Raw genomic sequence first — 19599 nt, forward strand, 5'->3', positions numbered from 1 at the left:
GAAATAATAAAAGCTTACTGAGCTTTTATCATGATCAATATTTTATAAAGAGATTTTAATGGTCCAAATATAAAACAAAAAAGCCATTCAACTTGAATGGCTTTTTCACATATTTTATAACTGTTAAATAGATGTTACACAATTGATTAAATTATCAGCAGACACACTATTTATTTATAATTTTTTATTAATACTAAAAAATTGTATAGGTCACAGAATTAACTGTGGTACTTTTGATAGTATAGGTAGTACCTACTGGCAATCCACGCTGAACGATATCACGTTCGATAGGAATAAGCGGCGACTCGCAGCAGCTATTCCACGGAATTGTATAGGTAGCACCAAATGCAGCATTTACCTGAACTTGCTTTTTATTGTCAATCGAAGCTTGAGCGGCTTCACTAAAACTTTTAGAGAACGACATTGTTCCAAAACCTAATGCTAATACCAGCATTGCTAAAAAAACTTTTTTCATAATAAAATTGTTTAAGTGTTACTATTAATAAATGCTTTATGTCTACTGACTTGAATTAATTAACTTTATAAGTTACAGTAGTACTTGTAGTACTTAAAATAGTGTAATTAGTAGGCGGAAGTCCACGTTTAATAAGATCTCGCTCAATCGCACTCAGTGGCGACTCACAACAAACTCCTAACCAGGGCGCTGTATAAGTTGTACTAAATGCAACATTTACAACATCAACTCTTTGTTGATTTTTTATTAAAGAATTAGCAACATCATTAGAACTTGTAGTCAACGACATTGTTCCAAAACCTAATGCTATTACTAGCATTCCTAAAAAAGCTTTTTTCATAATAAAATATTTAAGTGTTAATATACTTACAAATGTAGTAGGTATATAGAAAAATACTTACGCATTTTTTATTCTATTTTTATCTTTTTTGTTAATTTTCTCACATTATCACTACATAATATTTGACATTATGAAACACCATTAAAAAATTAACCAAAAAACAAGCACTTTCACAAACGCATACTATTACTACAGAAAGCATAAAAAAAGCCAGACATCTCTGTCTGGCTTTTCACTTATTTATTTGAATTGTCTTTCTGTCTTAGTCAACTAAAACAATTACTTTATTGTCTTTCATCTCGATAGTTCCTGACTCAATCTCTAATGTATAAGTTTGGTCGTTTACTCTCGTAAATTTACCCGCTACTTCTTTAGAAAGATTAAAACTTGGCGCTGCAATTTTTACAGTTCCTTTTTCAAGTATAGAAACAATAGGAGCGTGATTATTTAATATTTGAAAGCTTCCATCAACTCCCGGTAATGTAACAGATGTTACTTCTCCTGAAAATAATTTTGCCTCTGGTGATACTATTTCTAAAATCATAATTTTTGAGTTATGAGTTATGAGTTATGAGTCATAAGTTCGGTAAAGCTTTGCTAAACTCATAACTCATAACTCATAACTTAAAACTATATTAAGCTTCAGCCAACATTTTTTCTCCAGCTTCGATAGCATCCTGAATAGAACCTTTCAAGTTGAAAGCTGCTTCAGGAAGATGATCTAACTCACCGTCGATAATCATGTTGAATCCTTTGATAGTATCTTTAATGTCAACCAAAACACCAGGAATACCTGTAAATTGCTCCGCTACGTGGAAAGGTTGAGATAAGAAACGTTGAACACGACGTGCTCTTGATACTGATAATTTATCTTCTTCAGATAACTCTTCCATACCAAGGATCGCAATAATATCTTGCAATTGTTTGTATTTTTGAAGAATCTCTTTTACTCTTTGTGCACAGTCGTAGTGCTCATTTCCTAAAATTTGAGGAGTCAAAATTCTTGAAGTAGAATCTAACGGGTCAACCGCTGGATAAATACCTAACTCAGCAATTTTACGAGACAATACAGTTGTAGCATCTAAGTGAGCAAACGTTGTTGCCGGCGCCGGGTCAGTTAAATCATCCGCAGGAACGTAAACCGCCTGTACAGATGTAATAGATCCTTTGTTTGTAGATGTAATACGCTCTTGCATAGCTCCCATCTCTGTTGCCAAAGTTGGTTGGTATCCTACTGCAGAAGGCATACGACCTAAAAGTGCTGATACCTCAGAACCTGCTTGTGTAAAACGGAAGATGTTATCAACGAAAAACAATACGTCTTTACCTTGATCAGTTCCGGCTCCATCACGGAAATACTCAGCGATAGATAATCCTGAAAGTGCCACACGTGCACGAGCTCCAGGAGGCTCATTCATTTGTCCGAAAACGAAAGTAGCTTTAGACTCTCTCATTCCTGGCATATCTACTTTAGATAAATCCCATCCTCCATTTTCCATAGAGTGCATGAAATCATCACCGTATTTAATAATTCCTGACTCTAACATCTCACGAAGCAAGTCATTTCCTTCACGTGTTCTTTCTCCTACTCCTGCGAATACAGAAAGTCCACCGTGACCTTTTGCGATATTGTTGATCAACTCCTGAATCAGTACTGTTTTACCAACACCTGCACCACCAAACAATCCAATTTTACCCCCTTTTGCGTAAGGCTCAATCAAATCGATTACTTTAATACCTGTGAATAAAACTTCTGATGAAGTTGATAAATCTTCAAATTTAGGCGCTTGTCTGTGAATAGACAAACCGTTTTCTCCTGTTTTTGGCAAGTTTCCTAAACCATCAATTGCATCTCCAATTACATTGAATAATCTTCCATATACATCTGGACCGATTGGCATTTGAATTGGATTTCCAGTTCCAACTACCTCATATCCTCTTGACAAACCATCTGTAGAGTCCATAGAAATGGTACGCACAGTGTTTTCACCGATGTGAGATTGTACTTCTAGAACTAACAATGTTCCGTCTTTTTTAGTGATTTCTAGTGAATCATAAATTTTTGGAAGTTCAACATCTTTACCGTTGAAAACTACGTCAACTACTGGTCCAATGATTTGAGCAACTTTTCCTATTACTTTTGACATTACTTATGTGTTTATTAAATAGCTATTTAGGTTTATCGAAAATACCTCTTTTTTCAAAGCGCAAAGATAAATTTTTAAAATATAAAATCAATATTTTTTTTATAAAAAATACTACGATTTTGTTTGATTCTTAAATTCAGGGCTTCAAATAGCTAAAAGAGCAATTTTTAATTAAATAAAAAAAGCCACTACATGTTCAAAATGAGTGGCTTTTAACTAAAAAAAACTAATGTTATTGAATTGTAAGCGGATATTGAATTGGATATGACCCCAAATCTACGTGACGCAACGTTGAACCGTATTTGGCATTGATCGCATCTATAAAAATATTAGCAATCAAACCATACCCTCTTGGACTTGGATGCACACCATCAAGTGAAAAAGCCCCTCCTACAGCATACGAAGATGTCATTGTGAAATTTCCAAAACGAATTCCTCCACTGGACAACTTTGTCATTACACCTTTTGTATCTACAAAAGCCAATCCTTTTGCATCTGCAGCAGCAGCAATTATTACATTATAAGCATCTGTTGCCACTCTAATTTCCTCAATTTCAGTCGGAATCAACACATGTTTGTCTTGTAACGGAAATGATATTCCAAATGCATTTAATGGATATGGAGGCGCAATTCCCACACCAGAATTAAGAGCATCTGGCGCTGTACCAATGGCGGCTCTTGTAGTTAACAACATTAAATCTGTAGCCTTAGCTTGTCTTGCCTGACCAAATATTGCGCCATAAAAAGCAGCAGTCTGCGCTCCTAATGTTGGAGCAAATATCGAGGCTAACTGAGTACCCAGATTAGGTAATGTCTCATCTTTCATTAATACCGGACTGGTAGAAGTTTCAGACAATAAATTGATTCTGTCTCCCGCACCAAGAGCTGTTAAGGCTGCTTTTAGCGGACCATATAATTGTGCATTAAGCAATTTAATCGTCGCCAAACCAACTGCTTCATTCTCTTTTCCAATTGATTTTGCAGTAAGCGGATTGTAAGGCACTGTTGTAAAATGCGGTAATGTTGTAATGTAGGGTAAATTTGCCACTACTCCTTTTGCACCATTAGCAGTTAAAGTATTAACAAGCGTATTATATGCAAAATTAAAAGTTGCCGTTGGCGTAATATCATCTCCCAAAACAGGATCCTGAGAAGTAGGCACACCACCATTTGTAGCATAACCCAAAACATCATTACCTCCTATAAACAAAGAAAAGAACGTAGGAGCCTGAGCCATTGCATCAGCTAAAACACTTGTGGTAGGTGAAGAAGAAAAACGTGCAAAATATGGATTTGCTGTCGCAGGTGTCGCAAAAACACCAGCAAGATTACCGTATCCAGGAGCCAGTAAATGAAAACTTTTAGCACCCGGAATACCCATATTACTAAAAGAACCCGTTAAGCGTGCAGTTATCGCCGTACCGGAAACCCCCGGAACATTAACAGGGCTTCTTGTAACAGGCTCAAAAATAAACCTGGTTGGAAATTTTGGAATCTGCGCACCACCGGAAGAAAAACCTCCAATATTATCCAGCATGTAAGGAGTTGTAAAAGCGCCTCCGCCAGCAGCCGCAAATTGTTGCGACAATATATTGGTATATGCATTACTCTGGCCTTTTGCAAACAACGCTCCATCACTGTAACCTGCAGCAAAAGAATCTCCAAGCGCTACATATTTAGTAAAAACCGCTGATCCGGGAACAACAGGCACCTCTGCAGGAGTATCACTGCTGTCATCATTATTACACGCTACTACGATTAAAGAAACCAATAATAGCCATTTTATATTTTTTTTCATGTTATTAACTTTTAATTTATTAGCTCTTTCTTATTTAACAAAGTCATAAAAGAAAGAAAAATATTTTGACCAAATCATCATTTTCAATTACGGATTAATCACCCATGAAGCAAACCACATCTGACCAATCATACCTGCACCTACTACCTGAAGATAATCTTTTCCGAAAAGATTTGTCGCCCCAACTTTTATAACAGATTTTAATTTTGGAATACCATAATTAATCTGAGCATCAAGCACTGTGTTTTCCGGAATCATACCATCTCCAAAAGAAGATTGCCATAAATATTCCGTGTTCCATCTTACATTAACATTAAACCCTAAGTTTTTAGTCACTTTAGCATTTCCAAAAGACCCTTTAATTCTATGTTTTGGAGTATTAAATCCTGCAACAAAACTTGGATCTTCTGTTTGGTCAAAATCAAATTGAGCATAATTATAGTTCACTCCTAACTCAAAGTCTTTGTATACTTTTTTAGACAAACCAACACCAAAACCTAATGATGTGATTTGAGCAGTAGTATTGGTATAAATTTGATAAACTCTTCTGTCTCCAAAAGCCAAAGCAGCATAACCTAACTGAACGCTGGCATCTGCAGGATTAGTTCCTACTGTTCCGTAATAAGGTGTAATAACCCTTGAAGTATTCATAAAGTCATTATAAATATTATAATACGCATTAATATCAATCGACAAATCATTCTGCACTACTGTACGATATCCTACTTCAAAAGCGTGCACCTGTTCTGGCTTTACCAAACTAGGGTTTGCAACTTTAAGATCAGCAGGATTTGAAGAAGCGGCAAATGCCTGAACAGAAGTTAATGTGTACGAATTTTCATAAGCACTACGTCCTGATAAGTTCACTGTTGCTCCTATCCCGGCACCCGGTATAGCCTGACCAGCAAGACTCACAGGCTGAGTTTCCTGAAAACGATCTAAATTATCCGGCGCAGAACCTACTAATGCAAAAGGCCCTAAATCTAAACCAATATATTGATCCTGAGTGGTTGGGTTACGGAAACCTGTTTGATAAGATGCCCTGAAATTATGTCTTTTTGATTCTCCTGCAGAATACACGAAAGAGACTCTTGGCGAAACATTTCCATCAAAATTCTGGCTTTTGTCATAACGAATAGATCCTGTAAATTTCAATCTGTCGTCCATCCATTTCTTTTGCAATTGAGCATAAGCCCCATATTCTTTATATTCGATTGGACCATCATAATCTGTAAAAATTGTTCCTTCTGAATCCATTATATATTTTCTCCATGAACCACCAACCTGAATTTCAGCAAATTTGACAACATCTCTTAAATTATAATTGACATCTGAATGATACAATTTTGAATGATCAATAAATTTAGCTCCCTGAGTTAAATCAGGATTAGAAATAACGGTTGCCAATGCATTATTGAATTGCGCGGAACCCGGTTCAAATCTGGCCGATCTTGGCGCACTTGGATTAAGCGGATCAATATTTGGCACTAATGGTAAATTTGGAGAAACATTATAATCAGCAAAATTTCGAGCATAATTAGAAGCGTCGTTTGCATTAAGACCAAGTACCGCAGAAGACAATTGATATGCCGTTCCGTAATCTGTAAACCAGTTTTTATCTGATTTTGCCAATCTGTTTACATTCCATCCCGCAAATCTCATGTCATAAGAATTTCCGGCATCTTCGCTTGTAAAATAAACTCTTCCAAAAAAGTTTTTCCCTTTTATTTCAAATTTTCCTTGCTGCATTAAGAAATCCTTCAAAGCATATCTGTTCGCTCCCTGATAAATTGTGCTTCCTGTACCAATTTTATATTGCAATATAATTTCGGTATCATCTGCCCAAGGCTTAATATGAGCACTAAAATCGGCCTTCATACTTTTAACTTTATTATCAGTTAAATCCTGCTCACGATATCCTGTTCTACTAACCTGTCCAACATTTGGGATAAAGGTTGTAATTTCATCTCCATAGATATTTAAACCATCATAATTTGAATTATTAGCATGCCCAACAGAACCGCCGGTCATACTTCTGTTATCTGCCGCAATCCACTCAGAAGCCTCCATATAAGTGAAATTTGCTTTTAATGCAAAATGCTTGGTAAATGCTTTTGCTGCCCTGATTCCAAAATCATTGTAGTCATTTGTTCCGGCGGCATCCTGACTCGTTTGCCCGTATTTGTAGTAAACACTTATTCCTTCATTAGTAAAAGGACTCTTACTGCTCATAAACATAATACCATTAAATGCATTTGCCCCATATAAAGCAGAAGACGCTCCCGGTAAAAGCTCTACACTGGCCACATCAATATCAGAAATACCAATTAAGTTCCCTAATACAAAATTCAAGGCTGGTGATGAATTATCCATTCCGTCTACTAACTGCATAAAACGCGTATTTGCCACTGAAGCAAAACCACGTGTATTGATCGATTTGAAAGAAATACTACTGGTATTAAAATTAACCTCTTTCAAGTTTTCCAAGCCATCATAAAAAGTAGCTGCTGTTGTATTTTTAATTTCCTGAAGTCCCATCCTTTCAATAGTAACCGGAGATTCAATTACACGCTCCGGAGTTCTGGAAGCCGAAACAACAATTTCATCTAATTTTGTTTCTTCATCTTTCAAAACCACACTAATGTTTTGATTTGCCGAAGTAACATTAATCGTTTTACTTTCGAAACCCACTGCTGATACTTTGATTGTAAAAGGCGGTTTAGCAGAAGTATTTAATTTAAAAGAGCCATCAAAATCAGTAGAAGTTCCGGTAGAACTTCCTACTAAATTAACATTAGCACCAGGAATAGATTGTTTGTTACTATCAGTAACAGAACCTGTAATTGTATTCTGCGCAAAGGATATTCCGCTGAAAAACAACATAATTAGCAAATACACTCTCATTTGGATTTGTTTTTGGTTAGTTTATATAGCCAAAATACAAATATTTTTGATATTAATAAAAAAATGTTAAAAAAAATAAATATTCTATATTAATTTAGTTACAATTTTAACTTTTTATCAATTACATTTATTAAATTAAAATCAAATTAATCATGAAGATTTATCAAAATACTATGCATACATATAAATTATACATAATTTTTTAAGGATTTAGTAAAAATTGGGAGACTGAAAAATTAATCTGATAATTAATAAAAGTAACACCAAAATTCCATGACTTTAACATATTGTTCTTTTTTAATAAACCTGGCACAATAAAAAACAAACAAACATATTTTTTAATTTACAAGCACAAAAAAAGCGAGACTTTCGTCTCGCTTTTTAATATTTATATCTTTAAAATAAAATCTATTCTACAGTAACCGATTTTGCTAAGTTACGTGGCTGATCTACATTGCAACCTCTCATTACTGCTATATAATAAGACAGCAACTGTAAAGGGATTGTTGTAATTAATGGAGACAACGCATCTGAAGTTTCCGGAATCTCGATAACATAATCAGCCAACTCACGAACCTGAGTATCACCTTTAGTTACTACAGCGATGATTTTACCGCTTCTTGATTTAATTTCCTGGATGTTACTTACAATTTTATCGTAGTGACCTTGTTTTGGTGCAATTACAATAACCGGCATATGCTCATCGATCAAAGCAATTGGACCGTGTTTCATCTCTGCAGCAGGATAACCTTCGGCATGAATATAAGAGATCTCTTTAAGCTTTAAAGCGCCTTCAAGAGCAACCGGGAAATTATAACCACGTCCCAAGTATAAGCAATTTGGAGCATCTTTAAATATTGCTGCAATTTCTTTTGCTCTATCGTTTGTTTGTAGTGCCTCTGCTACTTTTTCAGGAATTATTTCTAATTCTTGCAAGTACGTACGGTAATCAGTATTCGACAAAGTTCCTTTTGCTTTACCTAATCGCAATGCGATCATGGTTAAAACCGTAATTTGCGTTGTAAATGCTTTTGTAGAAGCTACTCCAATTTCCGGTCCTGCGTGCGTATAAGCACCTGCATGGCTTTCTCTTGAAATAGAAGAACCCACCACATTACAAACACCAAATACAAAAGCTCCGTTTTCTTTAGCCAATTTTATAGCTGCCATTGTATCAGCCGTTTCTCCAGATTGAGAAATAGCAATAACAATATCATCTTTATTGATAATTGGGTTTCTGTATCTAAATTCAGAAGCGTACTCTACTTCAACAGGAATACGTGTAAATTCTTCAAAAATATATTCCGCTACTAAACCTGCGTGCCATGAAGTACCGCATGCTACAATTAGAATACGTTTTGCGTTTAAGAATTTTTCTAAATTATCCTCAACACCTGCCATTTGAACAATTCCTTCATTCGCATGAAGTCTTCCCCTGTAAGTATCTTTTATAACACTTGGCTGTTCGTAGATTTCTTTCAGCATGAAATGATCATAACCGCCTTTTTCAATTTGCTCCAAATTCATTTGAAGCTCCTGGATATAAGGATCTACTAAAGAGTCATCTTTAATTTTTCTAACTTTAAGCGGTTTGTGCAATCTAATGTTTGCCATTTCACCATCTTCAAGATAAATGGCATTCGAAGTATATTCGATAAAAGGCGAAGCATCAGAAGCAATAAAATATTCTCCTTCTCCCACACCAATAGCCAATGGACTACCTAATCTAGCAGCAACAATTTCGTTTGGATTTTTTTTATCAAAAACAGCAATTGCATACGCTCCTACCACTTGATTTAAAGCAATCTGAACTGCTTTACCCAATTTTATTCCTTCTTTTTTCTGAACTTCTTCAATCAAATTGACTAAAACTTCAGTATCTGTATCAGATTTAAATGTATAACCTCTTTTGATTAATTCTTCTTTAAGCGGCGCATAATTCTCAATGATTCCATTATGAATAATTACCAACTCACCTGAATTAGAAAGATGAGGATGTGAGTTTACATCATTTGGAACACCATGTGTTGCCCAACGTGTATGCCCAATTCCTATAGTTCCGTTTGTCGTAAAGCCCTCTTTTGCTTTAGCTTCAAGATCTAAAACCTTACCTTTTGTTTTACAAACTTTTATACCTGTTTCAGCATCATATAACATGACACCCGCACTATCATACCCTCTGTACTCAAGACGCTTTAATCCTTTTATAACAATAGGATAGGCATCTCTATGACCGATATATCCAACAATTCCACACATATATTATTTATTAATTTGGTTTCGTATAGTACACTTGCAACTGAAGTCTTTTTGCATAGTTAGCATCTGTTGAAGGAATATTTCCTCCAAACAATACTGTTCCTAGCGGACTCATAATTGAAGCTCTTGGTACTTCTGAAAAATAATCATTTGGATTAGTCGGATCAATTAAAATTCTATTTTTTAATTTACCTGAAGTTATCGTGTTTACATCTCCTGTTACCACCAAACCTAATTTCACATTTTTTACAGCTGCATCTTTTATTAAATTACGAATATGATTCGTTAATCTAATCTTGTACGTTGTACCTCTCTTTGTAGTAGCATCTACATTAATTACACCACTGTATACAATTTTATTATAAACACCGTCAGTAGATCCGTCTGTACTGAAATCTACAAGAGGTATATTATTCACTAAATCATATAAGTAAATTCTTTTTGGCTCCCAAACCCCGGTCATTTTAGCCGCATCGATAGAGAAAACTAAATTAGCCTCATTGGCCAGCCAGTTTTTATGCTTAACATTATTTCTAATTTCATCTAATTGATCTGAAACACCGTTAGGCTTATTCACTACATTACCCTGATCATCGTAACTTAGTAAATCAGTTTTACCGAATAATTCAAGTACCGCAAGCGAACCCTGACCTCCTCTTAAATAAAGGCGTTCGTCTCCCGTTTGGTCATTTCTATTTGCTATAGCAGCAGCATAAGCAGGATTTTTAACATCATTATATAAACCGGCCGCAGCTCCGCTTAGATTAATAACCAATGTTTTATCTTCTGTTGCATCACCATCTGTAGTTATAGCCGTTTTTGCCTTATACCTGATCGTAATCTTAGCATTATCACCTTGTTTGAAAAAATTTAATAATGCCAGATTCGTCGTTGGACTGTCTGCAGATTTTTCTACTTTAAAATACAACCCTCTAAAATACTCCTGAAAAACAGTTGTAGAAGAAAGCTTTGAAGCTGGCGCATTAAGAATTTTATCTTGGAAAAACTGCTTATTTAATTTTAAACGCATCTCAGGAGCAGTATACGTATAAGTATACTTTTTTTCGACAGCATTAGCATCTATTACAGTTGAATCTTTTTTCTGCTGAAGGTTACTAAAAAAGAATGCCTCATTTTGCCTCTTATCAGGATCATCATTTAGCAGCTTAGGTGTCGTTTTTGGAACAAGATTTGCAAAAAAATCAGAGTCCTGATCAGTATAGTATAATTGAGCAAATTGAGAACCGCCATCTATATACGAAGAGCGCATCTGAACACCAGACTCATAAACACTCAGCTTAAGTTTACCATTTACCTTATCTCCATAAATAGAATCTAATGCATAAAGATTTCCTCCGTTAGGATCTGCCCCTGTCGCATGACTAAAATAAGGAACACTAAGCACCACACTTTCTATTACAGGCGATTCACCAATAGTTGGCGCATTTGATTCTAAGGCAACCTGACTTACAAAATTTGCAGTAGTAGTACCAAAAACCGCATTATCATAAATACCCAAACCATTAAGTGTCAATCCGTTTGACTGAACCGGAGTTACTTCCTGATTATAAGCTAAAACATCATATTCTGTATGTTCCAGACCAAAATGATCGTCTCCGATTAAACCCTCACCAATTTCATTAAAATCTTTATCACAAGAATATAAAAGGACAACAGTTGCTACTAATAGAATTTTCTTAATAAAAGAAGTATTATACATGTTTAATAATAATGTTAAAATTTAAAGACCCATTGTTTTATAGAAATTTGTATACGCTTCAGCGAATGCATCTTTCGTGGCGAAAGGTAAAAAAGGTTTTCCTGAAGATTCTATAAATTTTGTTAAACTTGGAGATACGTTTTCAGACGCTATAATTACAGCATCAGAGTGTAATATACTAGCCTTTAACACATTTTCGTAGTTTGGCGTTTCTAAATCAGAGATTGCCTCGTGTGGCACACCATCAAATTTCACCTTATTTATCATTTCTAAATCCAGATTTTCATCAAAAGACTGCCCGTAAACAGAAGTGACAATTTTGGTTTCAGAAAACAAAGCCTCATTTTTATAATAGTGCTTCATGTAAATTGGCAGCATTGCAGCCAGCCAACCATGCACGTGAATGATATCCGGAACCCAATTTAGTTTTTTCACCGTTTCAACAACTCCTTTAGCAAAAAATATGGCTCTTTCGTCGTTATCCGGATACAAAACACCTTCTTCGTCAGCAAAGGTTGCTTTACGTTTAAAATATTCATCGTTATCAATAAAATAAACCTGAATTCTTTCTTTGGGGATTGAAGCCACCTTGATAATCAATGGCATATCTAAGTCATTCACTACCAAATTCATTCCTGAAAGTCTAATAACTTCATGTAACTGGTGTCTTCTTTCGTTGATATTTCCATATCTTGGCATGAAAATTCTTATCTGACCTCCTTGATCGTTGATCATTTTTGGAACGTCATAAGACATTAAAGAAACCTCATTTTCAGCCAAATAAGGCACGACTTCAGATGATACATATAATATCCTCTTATCTTTCATAATAGTATTTTACTTAATTTTTGGTAATAAAAACGTTGCAAAATTACAAAAATTTATGCAGTTTATAACTAATATATTATGTTTGCACTAAATTTTAATAATACTGCCATGCATATTTTCTACGGTAAAGTAGCTTTGATAGCTTATTTAAAAACTATCAAAACCGCAAATTCAACCATCGGATTTGTACCAACAATGGGCGCTTTACACCAAGGTCATCTGGCGTTAATGCAAAGATCAATAAAAGAAAACGACGATACCGTTGTAAGTATTTTCGTTAACCCAACGCAATTTAACAACCCTGAAGATCTCGAAAAATATCCAAGGACACTTGAAGAAGACGTAAAAAAAATGCGCGGTTTGAGCGATAAAATGATTTTGTATGCTCCATCTGTCGAAGATATTTACGAAGGAAACACGGTTTCTCAGGATTTTGATTTTGACGGATTAGAAAATCAAATGGAAGGCAAGTTCAGACCCGGACATTTTAACGGTGTTGGCACAATAGTAAAACGTTTGTTCGAAATTGTAACGCCAACAAATGCTTATTTTGGAGAAAAAGATTTCCAGCAATTGCAGATCGTTAAAAAAATGGTCGAAAAAACGCATTTACCTGTAAATGTTGTGGGTTGTCCAATTTTTAGAGAAGATAATCAATTGGCTATGAGTTCTCGTAATGAACGCTTAACTCCCGAAGAACGAAAAGAAGCAGCTATTATATATAAAATTTTAACTGAAGCAAAAGAAATATTTCAGACCGGCACTCCTGAAGAAACGATTCAATTTGTCGAAAATTCTTTTAAAGATAATGAGCATTTTGACTTAGAATATTTTGTAATTGCTGACGAATCTACATTATTACCTATCGATCATAAAAGTAAAGACAAAAACTACCGTGCATTTATAGCGGTATTTGTTAATTCTATAAGGTTGATTGATACCATTTCATTAAATTAATTTACCTTTGCATCATGCAAATTCAAGTTATAAAATCAAAAATTCATCGAGTAAAAGTAACTGGAGCTGATTTAAATTATATTGGCAGTATTACTATTGATGAAACTTTACTGGAAGCCTCGAACATTATTGAAGGTGAGAAAGTATCTATTGTAAATATTAATAATGGCGAACGCTTTGAAACTTACGCGATCAAAGGAGAGAAAAATTCGGGCGAAATTACCCTGAACGGACCTGCTGCAAGAAAAGTTCAAAAAGACGACATTATTATCATTATATCCTATGCAACCCTGGAATTTGAAGAGGCAAAAACCTTCAAACCATGGATCATTTTCCCTAATGAAAACGATAATTCGTTAACCTAAGTTTTGCTTTTACGTTTTATCCAACTTAGTTTGTCAAATTTACTTTGCACGAACAGCATTCTATTTGCCTGAATTCAATTTTTGATTTTAAAAGAAGAATCCAAAAATCTGTATTGAGAAAAAAAATTAACCTCAAAAGTACAGGAAGTTTTATTTGCTTTAAGTTTTCTATAAAAACAGAAAGTTCGCAAAGCTTTGCCTTTAACTTTGCGCCCTTTGCGTAAAATCTTTGCGAACTTTTCGGTTAGATTTTGATTTATTCATTACAAACTGAATCTACATTGCTATTTTAAAAATCCTACAATAATAAAAAAGCAAATAAAGTATTATATTGCTACACTATTTCGATACTTTTTAATTCACTGAAATGCCCCAAATCATGAAAAAAGTTTACTTACTGCTTACCCTAATTTCCTTTTCTGTCTTTTCGCAGAAAACATTCGACAACATCAAATCTGAAAAACTTGGCGAAGAACGAAGAATAACCATCGGACTTCCCGCTTCTTACGAGGCTAATCCCGAAAAAAAATATCCTGTTTTATATTTATTAGATGGCGATTATTTATTTGATCCTTTTTCCGGAGCCTTGAGCTACGGATCCTATTGGGGAGATTTACCCGAAGTGATTATCATTGGTGTTCATCAAAACAAAAATGACGAGCGCGAAGACGACACCACAATCGACCAAAATACAGGTCTTCCGTTTGAGAAAGGAGCCAACTTTTTTGAATTTATTGGTGCCGAACTGGTTCCTTATATCGAAAAAAAATACCGTACATCTCCGTTTAGAATGATTGCAGGCCATGATGTAACAGCAAGTTTTATTAATTTTTATTTATATAAAGAAAAACCTCTTTTTAGCGCCTACATCTCTTTTAGTCCGGAACTTGCTAATAAAATGGAAATTAGAATCCCTGAAAAATTTGCTAAAATTACAGAACCTTTATTTTACTATTTATCTGCAGCAGATGGAGACAATAAAAAAATCAAAGAACCAATTGAAAAATTAGACAGCAATATTAAAATTGCCAATAATCCGTTAGTAAATTATAAATACGATGTATTTAAAGGCACAACACATTATACTCAGGTTTTACATGCAATTCCTAGCGCTTTGTATCAGATATTTGAAGTGTACAGACCTATAAATTCTGCAGAATACAATAATAAAATAGCTGTTCTGGAAACGGGTTATGCCGATTATCTGGAGAACAAATACAATATTATGTCTAAAGTTATGGGAGTTCAGATTCCGGTAAGAATCAGCGATTTTAAAATTATAGAAACTCTGATTTTGAAAAAGAATGCTTATGATGAATTAGGTAAAATGGCTGAAATTGGAAATGTAAATTATCCTAAAGCGATGTTAGGAGAGTACGAATTAGGATTGATGTATGAAAAAATGGGAGATCCTAAAAGAGCTTCAAAAAAATATCAGAATGCTTCACAAATGGAGCCAATTGGCGATTTAAACAAAGATTTGATGTACGAGAAAATCGACCAGATGAAAACACTTGAAAAAACCGGTAAATAATGTCTAAAGTTAAAACTTCCTTTTTTTGCCAGAACTGCGGCACCCAATACGCCAAATGGCAAGGACAATGCAATGCCTGCAAAGAATGGAATACTATTGCTGAAGAAATCATTCAGAAACAGGAAAAAGTAGCCTGGAAAAGCGAACCTACTCCAACTGGAAAAGCTCCACGCCCATTAAAAATTAATGAGATCGACTCGACTCAGGAAATTCGTATGGATACTACTGATAGGGAATTGAACCGCGTTTTGGGTGGCGGAATTGTTCCCGGATCTTTGACACTTTTAGGCGGTGAACCCGGAATTGGAAAGAGTACACTTTTGCTTCAAATCTCATTAAAATTACCTTATAAAACTTTATATGTTTCCGGTGAAGAAAGCCAGAAACAAATAAAAATGCGTGCCGAAAGAATCACGCCCAATAGTGACAATTGCTATATTTTGACGGAAACGAAAACGCAGAATATCTTCAAACAAATTGAAGCGATTCAGCCGGAAATTGTCATTATCGACTCGATTCAGACTTTGCATACGGATTATATTGAATCTACAGCCGGAAGTATTTCTCAGATTAGAGAAACGACTGCTGAATTGATCAAATTTGCCAAAGAAACTAATATTCCGGTTATTTTAATCGGACATATTACGAAAGACGGAAACATCGCGGGACCAAAAATTCTGGAACATATGGTTGATACCGTTTTGCAATTTGAAGGCGATCGAAATCACGTTTACCGAATTTTGCGTTCGCTAAAAAACCGTTTTGGTTCTACTGCCGAATTAGGAATTTATGAAATGTTAGGAAGCGGTTTACGCGAAGTAAGCAATCCTTCAGAAATATTGATTTCGCACAAAGACGAAGAAATGTCCGGAACTGCCATTGCCACAACTATGGAAGGCATGCGTCCCCTGATGATCGAAATACAATCGTTGGTAAGTACTGCAGTTTATGGAACGCCACAACGTAGCACAACAGGATATAATGCTAAAAGACTCAACATGATTTTGGCTGTTTTAGAAAAAAGAGCCGGATTTCGTTTAGGAGCAAAAGATGTCTTTTTGAACGTAACCGGAGGAATTTCTGTTGATGATCCCGCAATTGACCTTGCTGTTGTTGCTGCTATTTTATCTTCAAACGAAGATATTCCGGTAACAAAAGGGTTCTGTTTTGCAGGCGAAGTTGGACTTTCGGGAGAAATTCGTCCTGTAAATCGTGTCGATCAAAGAATTCAGGAAGCCGAAAAATTAGGTTTCACTACTATTTTTGTATCGAAATATAATAAAATTGCCTTAAAAAATCCTGGAATCAAAATTGAACTTGTTGCCAAAATTGAAGATGTAGCCGGTATTTTATTTGGATAAAGCAAAAAACAGATTTTCTATTATATAAAAAATTGCTCATGAAAATTTCAAATATTCATGAGCAATTTATATTTAAAGAAGTATGAGATCTATTTTAAAACCCTAAAGCTTCCTTCTGTAACAGTAAATGTTTGTTCTCCTGAAGTTCCCGAAAAAGTAAATGTCCCTTCAATTTTTTCATCATCAACAGCAGTAATATTTATTTTTCCAGATTTAGCATTAGCATTATTTATTGCAGGCAAAAAACTAAAAGACGCTTGATAAGTAGTCTCCATATTTGATAAATCATATACGATGTCATGGCTTCCCTTAGTAACATTCAAAGGCGTCCATAATGAGATTTTTTTGTAAGTGTTATCAATTCCCGTACTTCCCATAATATTCATGTTTAACGAAGACATAACGCCAGGCTCAAAATTGTATACTGTCCCATTATATGTGAATTTGATAAATTCTTCCTGATCTTCCGGAGTTCCTTCATCATCAGAATCATTACTACTTCATGACGATAACACCATTGCACAAATGGCAAAAGACAAAAACATAATTTTTTTTAAGACTTTCATTGGTTTGATTTTAATATTATTAATTGCGCAAATATATATTGTGTAAATTGTAAAACTTTACGGGTTCTCTCAATTTTGACGCTAAACCATAAATTCCTTCTTTTATTTAGAAAAACGCAAAACACAATAACAACAAAATCAAACCTTTAGAGCATTATTAAAAATTTACAAGGAAAATTTTATAAGCTGATAAATTTAAATTTAAATTTACACTAGCTTTGAAAAGCGAAAAATTTCGAATACCAATCTCCATTTATGAAATTCCCAAAACAAAAAATATACAAGGCACTCCTGATAATTGCATTAGTATTGGTAGTGCTTTTTTTAGGCTTTTACTTTTTTCGTGATTCACTTTTAAAACAAGCTATTGCCAAAGTAAAAACTAAAATGAATACTGAATATAACAGTACATTTTCTGTAAAATCGGCTACGTTTGATGGTTTAAATGGTATTAAATTAACCAATGTCGTTCTGGTTCCTAAAAATGCAGATACACTTTGTAATATTGAAAAAATTGAAACCAGTGTTAGTTTATCGAATTTACTAATTGGGGATGTACAAATTGGAACTTTAAAAGTAAACAACGGTTATATTCAATTAGTTAAAAAAGGAAATGTCCGCAATTTTGATGCTTTTTTAAAGAAAGACAAAGCCGATACTGATAAAAACGAAAAACGGAAATACGCCGCTTTTGCCTATCGCATTATTTCAAAATTACTGAATCTGGTTCCTACAGACATGAAACTGGAAAACCTGAATTTCAGGATTGATGACAATGGCAAAAAGACTACTGTTGCTGTAAATAAACTCGTTTTAGAAAACAAACAACTCGAAACCAATCTTCATGTTCAAAGTAAAGATTTTGATCAAAAATGGAACATAAAAGGATTTGCTGACCCAAGAAATAAAAAAGCCGATATTCGTTTCTTCAATTTAGATACCGGAGCCATCAGAGTTCCGTACTTAGACGAACGATACAACTTAAAAGCAAGTTTCGATTCTATCCGACTGAATGTGCAAAACATAGAAAAAGACGGCAGCGAATTGCATATCGACGGTTACACTTCGATTACTAATTTAAAAATCAATCACCCCAAAATTGCCAGTAAAGACGTCATTATCAAAAATGCACGTTTTGATTATCGCTTTTTATTGGGAGATGACTTTATTTCGATTGACAGCAGTTCGACCATGCAACTCAACAAGATAAAAGTAAAACCTTATATTTCATACAGCACAGAAAAGGATACTATTTATACTTTGAAAGTGGAAATCCCGAAAATGAAAGCGCAGGATTTTATTGTTTCCCTGCCTGACGGATTGTTCACCCATTTTCAAGGAATGGAAGCAACCGGTAATTTCGACTATAAACTGGATTTCAAATTCAATAAAAACAAACCGAATACTTTAGTTTTTGATAGTAAACTGAACAAAGAGGATTTAAAAATCACAAAATACGGAGAAGCCGATCTTAATAAATTAAACGGTGAATTTGTATATCGCGCCATTATTCAGAATGTATTGCAACGACCAATTCTGGTTGGAAATGCGAATCCTAATTACACGCCTTTAGACCAGATTTCACCTTATTTACGAAAATCTGTCCTGACTACTGAAGATCCGTCTTTCTTCCAACATCGCGGATTTATCAATGAAGCTTTCAAACAATCTATCCTTAAGAATATTAAAACTAAAAAATTCTCTCGCGGCGCTAGTACGATAAGCATGCAATTGATTAAGAATGTGTTCCTGACCAGAGAAAAAACACTTTCGCGTAAGCTGGAAGAAATTCTACTGGTTTATATTCTGGAAAACAATCGCGTAGTAAGCAAAGAAAGAATGCTGGAAGTGTATTTCAATATTATTGAATGGGGACCAAATGTATACGGAATTGGCGAGGCAAGTCATTTCTATTTCCAGAAAAGTCCATCGGCTTTAAATGTGGATGAATGTTTGTATTTGGCCACTATTATTCCGAAACCAAGAAAATTCATGTATCAGTTTAACGATCAGGGAAATCTAAGGGACTTTGCGGTTCAAAACCAGAAGTTTTTAAAGAATTTAATGTTTCGTCGTGGTCTTTTGGTCCCTGAAGATACAATAGGCCAACTTCCGGTTTATATTTCTGGTAATGCAAGATCTTTAATCAGAATAAAAGCTCCGGATTCAACTGCAGTTAAAAATGATTCGCTTTCGATTGACGGGGAATTTGATTTGTAATATTTGTTTGCCACAAAGACGCTAAGACACAAAGTTTTTTTCTTTTATTATTAAACTTTGCGTCTTTGCGCGATTATTACTTTAAGTTTTTACTACCAGCGTGAAATTGCTCGCAAAGACGCAAA

General features: G+C 34.7%; 15 protein-coding genes. 5 read left to right on the plus strand and 10 right to left on the minus strand.

The features are described 5' to 3' along the window. Window positions 1–193: 193 nt before the first annotated feature. From B0M43_RS04080 to B0M43_RS04120, 9 genes are all read right to left on the minus strand, one after another. The gene (locus B0M43_RS04080; RefSeq protein ID WP_078006754.1) at window positions 194–475 is read right to left on the minus strand and encodes a hypothetical protein; all 282 of its coding nucleotides are present in this window, start codon (window positions 473–475) and stop codon (window positions 194–196) included. 55 nt (window positions 476–530) lie between these two features. Beyond that, complete coding sequence (locus tag B0M43_RS04085; RefSeq protein ID WP_123921777.1) at window positions 531–794, minus strand: hypothetical protein; 264 nt, start codon at window positions 792–794, stop codon at window positions 531–533. 283 nt (window positions 795–1077) lie between these two features. Continuing rightward, on the minus strand, window positions 1078–1359 hold the full coding sequence (locus tag B0M43_RS04090; protein WP_078006752.1) for a F0F1 ATP synthase subunit epsilon: 282 nt from the start codon (window positions 1357–1359) through the stop codon (window positions 1078–1080). A gap of 91 nt (window positions 1360–1450) precedes the next feature. After that, window positions 1451–2962: a F0F1 ATP synthase subunit beta gene (atpD, locus tag B0M43_RS04095; RefSeq protein WP_047777068.1), complete on the minus strand. Its 1512-nt coding sequence runs from the start codon at window positions 2960–2962 to the stop codon at window positions 1451–1453. Window positions 2963–3194: 232 nt separating this feature from the next. Continuing rightward, window positions 3195–4760, minus strand: coding sequence for a G-D-S-L family lipolytic protein (locus B0M43_RS04100; RefSeq protein WP_078006751.1), 1566 nt, complete (start codon window positions 4758–4760; stop codon window positions 3195–3197). An 87-nt stretch (window positions 4761–4847) separates the two neighbouring features. Continuing rightward, a complete protein-coding gene (locus B0M43_RS04105) occupies window positions 4848–7664 on the minus strand; it encodes a TonB-dependent receptor (protein WP_078006750.1) in 2817 nt (938 codons plus the stop codon). 408 nt (window positions 7665–8072) lie between these two features. Next, window positions 8073–9923 (minus strand): glutamine--fructose-6-phosphate transaminase (isomerizing), encoded by a 1851-nt coding sequence (gene glmS, locus B0M43_RS04110; RefSeq protein WP_078006749.1) that lies wholly within the window; start codon window positions 9921–9923, stop codon window positions 8073–8075. A 10-nt stretch (window positions 9924–9933) separates the two neighbouring features. After that, entirely contained in the window at window positions 9934–11643 is a 1710-nt protein-coding gene (locus tag B0M43_RS04115; RefSeq protein ID WP_078006748.1) for a DUF4270 domain-containing protein, read from the minus strand. Window positions 11644–11664: 21 nt separating this feature from the next. After that, window positions 11665–12471 carry a glycogen/starch synthase gene (locus tag B0M43_RS04120; RefSeq protein ID WP_056248169.1) on the minus strand — a complete coding sequence of 269 codons (807 nt, stop codon included), beginning with the start codon at window positions 12469–12471 and terminating at the stop codon, window positions 11665–11667. 78 nt (window positions 12472–12549) lie between these two features. Here B0M43_RS04120 and panC point away from each other — a divergent pair, with 78 nt between their 5' ends. The 4 genes from panC to radA all read left to right on the plus strand — a co-directional run bounded on the left by panC (window position 12550) and on the right by radA (window position 16688). Next, on the plus strand, window positions 12550–13428 hold the full coding sequence (gene panC / locus B0M43_RS04125; RefSeq protein ID WP_065451967.1) for a pantoate--beta-alanine ligase: 879 nt from the start codon (window positions 12550–12552) through the stop codon (window positions 13426–13428). Window positions 13429–13442: 14 nt separating this feature from the next. Next, entirely contained in the window at window positions 13443–13793 is a 351-nt protein-coding gene (gene panD, locus B0M43_RS04130; protein ID WP_026727479.1) for an aspartate 1-decarboxylase, read from the plus strand. Window positions 13794–14172: 379 nt separating this feature from the next. Beyond that, on the plus strand, window positions 14173–15327 hold the full coding sequence (locus tag B0M43_RS04135) for an alpha/beta hydrolase (RefSeq protein WP_078006747.1): 1155 nt from the start codon (window positions 14173–14175) through the stop codon (window positions 15325–15327). Further along, window positions 15327–16688, plus strand: a complete 1362-nt coding sequence (gene radA / locus B0M43_RS04140; RefSeq protein ID WP_078006746.1) for a DNA repair protein RadA — start codon at window positions 15327–15329, stop codon at window positions 16686–16688. The genes B0M43_RS04135 and radA overlap by 1 nt, the downstream gene beginning before the upstream one ends. Window positions 16689–16777: 89 nt before the next feature. Here the strand turns inward: radA and B0M43_RS04145 are convergent, their stop codons facing one another. Beyond that, complete coding sequence (locus B0M43_RS04145) at window positions 16778–17089, minus strand: DUF6252 family protein (RefSeq protein ID WP_123921776.1); 312 nt, start codon at window positions 17087–17089, stop codon at window positions 16778–16780. 420 nt (window positions 17090–17509) lie between these two features. On the opposite strand from B0M43_RS04145, the gene B0M43_RS04150 reads away from it, so the two are divergent. After that, window positions 17510–19474: a transglycosylase domain-containing protein gene (locus B0M43_RS04150; RefSeq protein ID WP_078006744.1), complete on the plus strand. Its 1965-nt coding sequence runs from the start codon at window positions 17510–17512 to the stop codon at window positions 19472–19474. The last annotated feature ends 125 nt before the right edge of the window (window positions 19475–19599 follow it).

The organism is Flavobacterium sp. KBS0721, from assembly GCF_002007065.3.
GTDB classification, from domain to species: domain Bacteria; phylum Bacteroidota; class Bacteroidia; order Flavobacteriales; family Flavobacteriaceae; genus Flavobacterium; species Flavobacterium piscis.

Excerpts from the sequence above, each read along its gene's own strand:
- B0M43_RS04080 (WP_078006754.1), bottom strand. The coding sequence starts at position 475 with ATGAAAAAAGTTTTTTTAGCAATGCTGGTATTAGCATTAGGTTTTGGA.
- B0M43_RS04085 (WP_123921777.1), bottom strand. The coding sequence starts at position 794 with ATGCTAGTAATAGCATTAGGTTTTGGAACAATGTCGTTGACTACAAGT.
- B0M43_RS04090 (WP_078006752.1), bottom strand. The coding sequence starts at position 1,359 with ATGATTTTAGAAATAGTATCACCAGAGGCAAAATTATTTTCAGGAGAA.
- atpD (WP_047777068.1), bottom strand. The coding sequence starts at position 2,962 with ATGTCAAAAGTAATAGGAAAAGTTGCTCAAATCATTGGACCAGTAGTT.
- B0M43_RS04100 (WP_078006751.1), bottom strand. The coding sequence starts at position 4,760 with ATGAAAAAAAATATAAAATGGCTATTATTGGTTTCTTTAATCGTAGTA.
- B0M43_RS04105 (WP_078006750.1), bottom strand. The coding sequence starts at position 7,664 with ATGAGAGTGTATTTGCTAATTATGTTGTTTTTCAGCGGAATATCCTTT.
- glmS (WP_078006749.1), bottom strand. The coding sequence starts at position 9,923 with ATGTGTGGAATTGTTGGATATATCGGTCATAGAGATGCCTATCCTATT.
- B0M43_RS04115 (WP_078006748.1), bottom strand. The coding sequence starts at position 11,643 with ATGTATAATACTTCTTTTATTAAGAAAATTCTATTAGTAGCAACTGTT.
- B0M43_RS04120 (WP_056248169.1), bottom strand. The coding sequence starts at position 12,471 with ATGAAAGATAAGAGGATATTATATGTATCATCTGAAGTCGTGCCTTAT.
- panC (WP_065451967.1), top strand. The coding sequence starts at position 12,550 with ATGTTTGCACTAAATTTTAATAATACTGCCATGCATATTTTCTACGGT.
- panD (WP_026727479.1), top strand. The coding sequence starts at position 13,443 with ATGCAAATTCAAGTTATAAAATCAAAAATTCATCGAGTAAAAGTAACT.
- B0M43_RS04135 (WP_078006747.1), top strand. The coding sequence starts at position 14,173 with ATGAAAAAAGTTTACTTACTGCTTACCCTAATTTCCTTTTCTGTCTTT.
- radA (WP_078006746.1), top strand. The coding sequence starts at position 15,327 with ATGTCTAAAGTTAAAACTTCCTTTTTTTGCCAGAACTGCGGCACCCAA.
- B0M43_RS04145 (WP_123921776.1), bottom strand. The coding sequence starts at position 17,089 with ATGTCTTCGTTAAACATGAATATTATGGGAAGTACGGGAATTGATAAC.
- B0M43_RS04150 (WP_078006744.1), top strand. The coding sequence starts at position 17,510 with ATGAAATTCCCAAAACAAAAAATATACAAGGCACTCCTGATAATTGCA.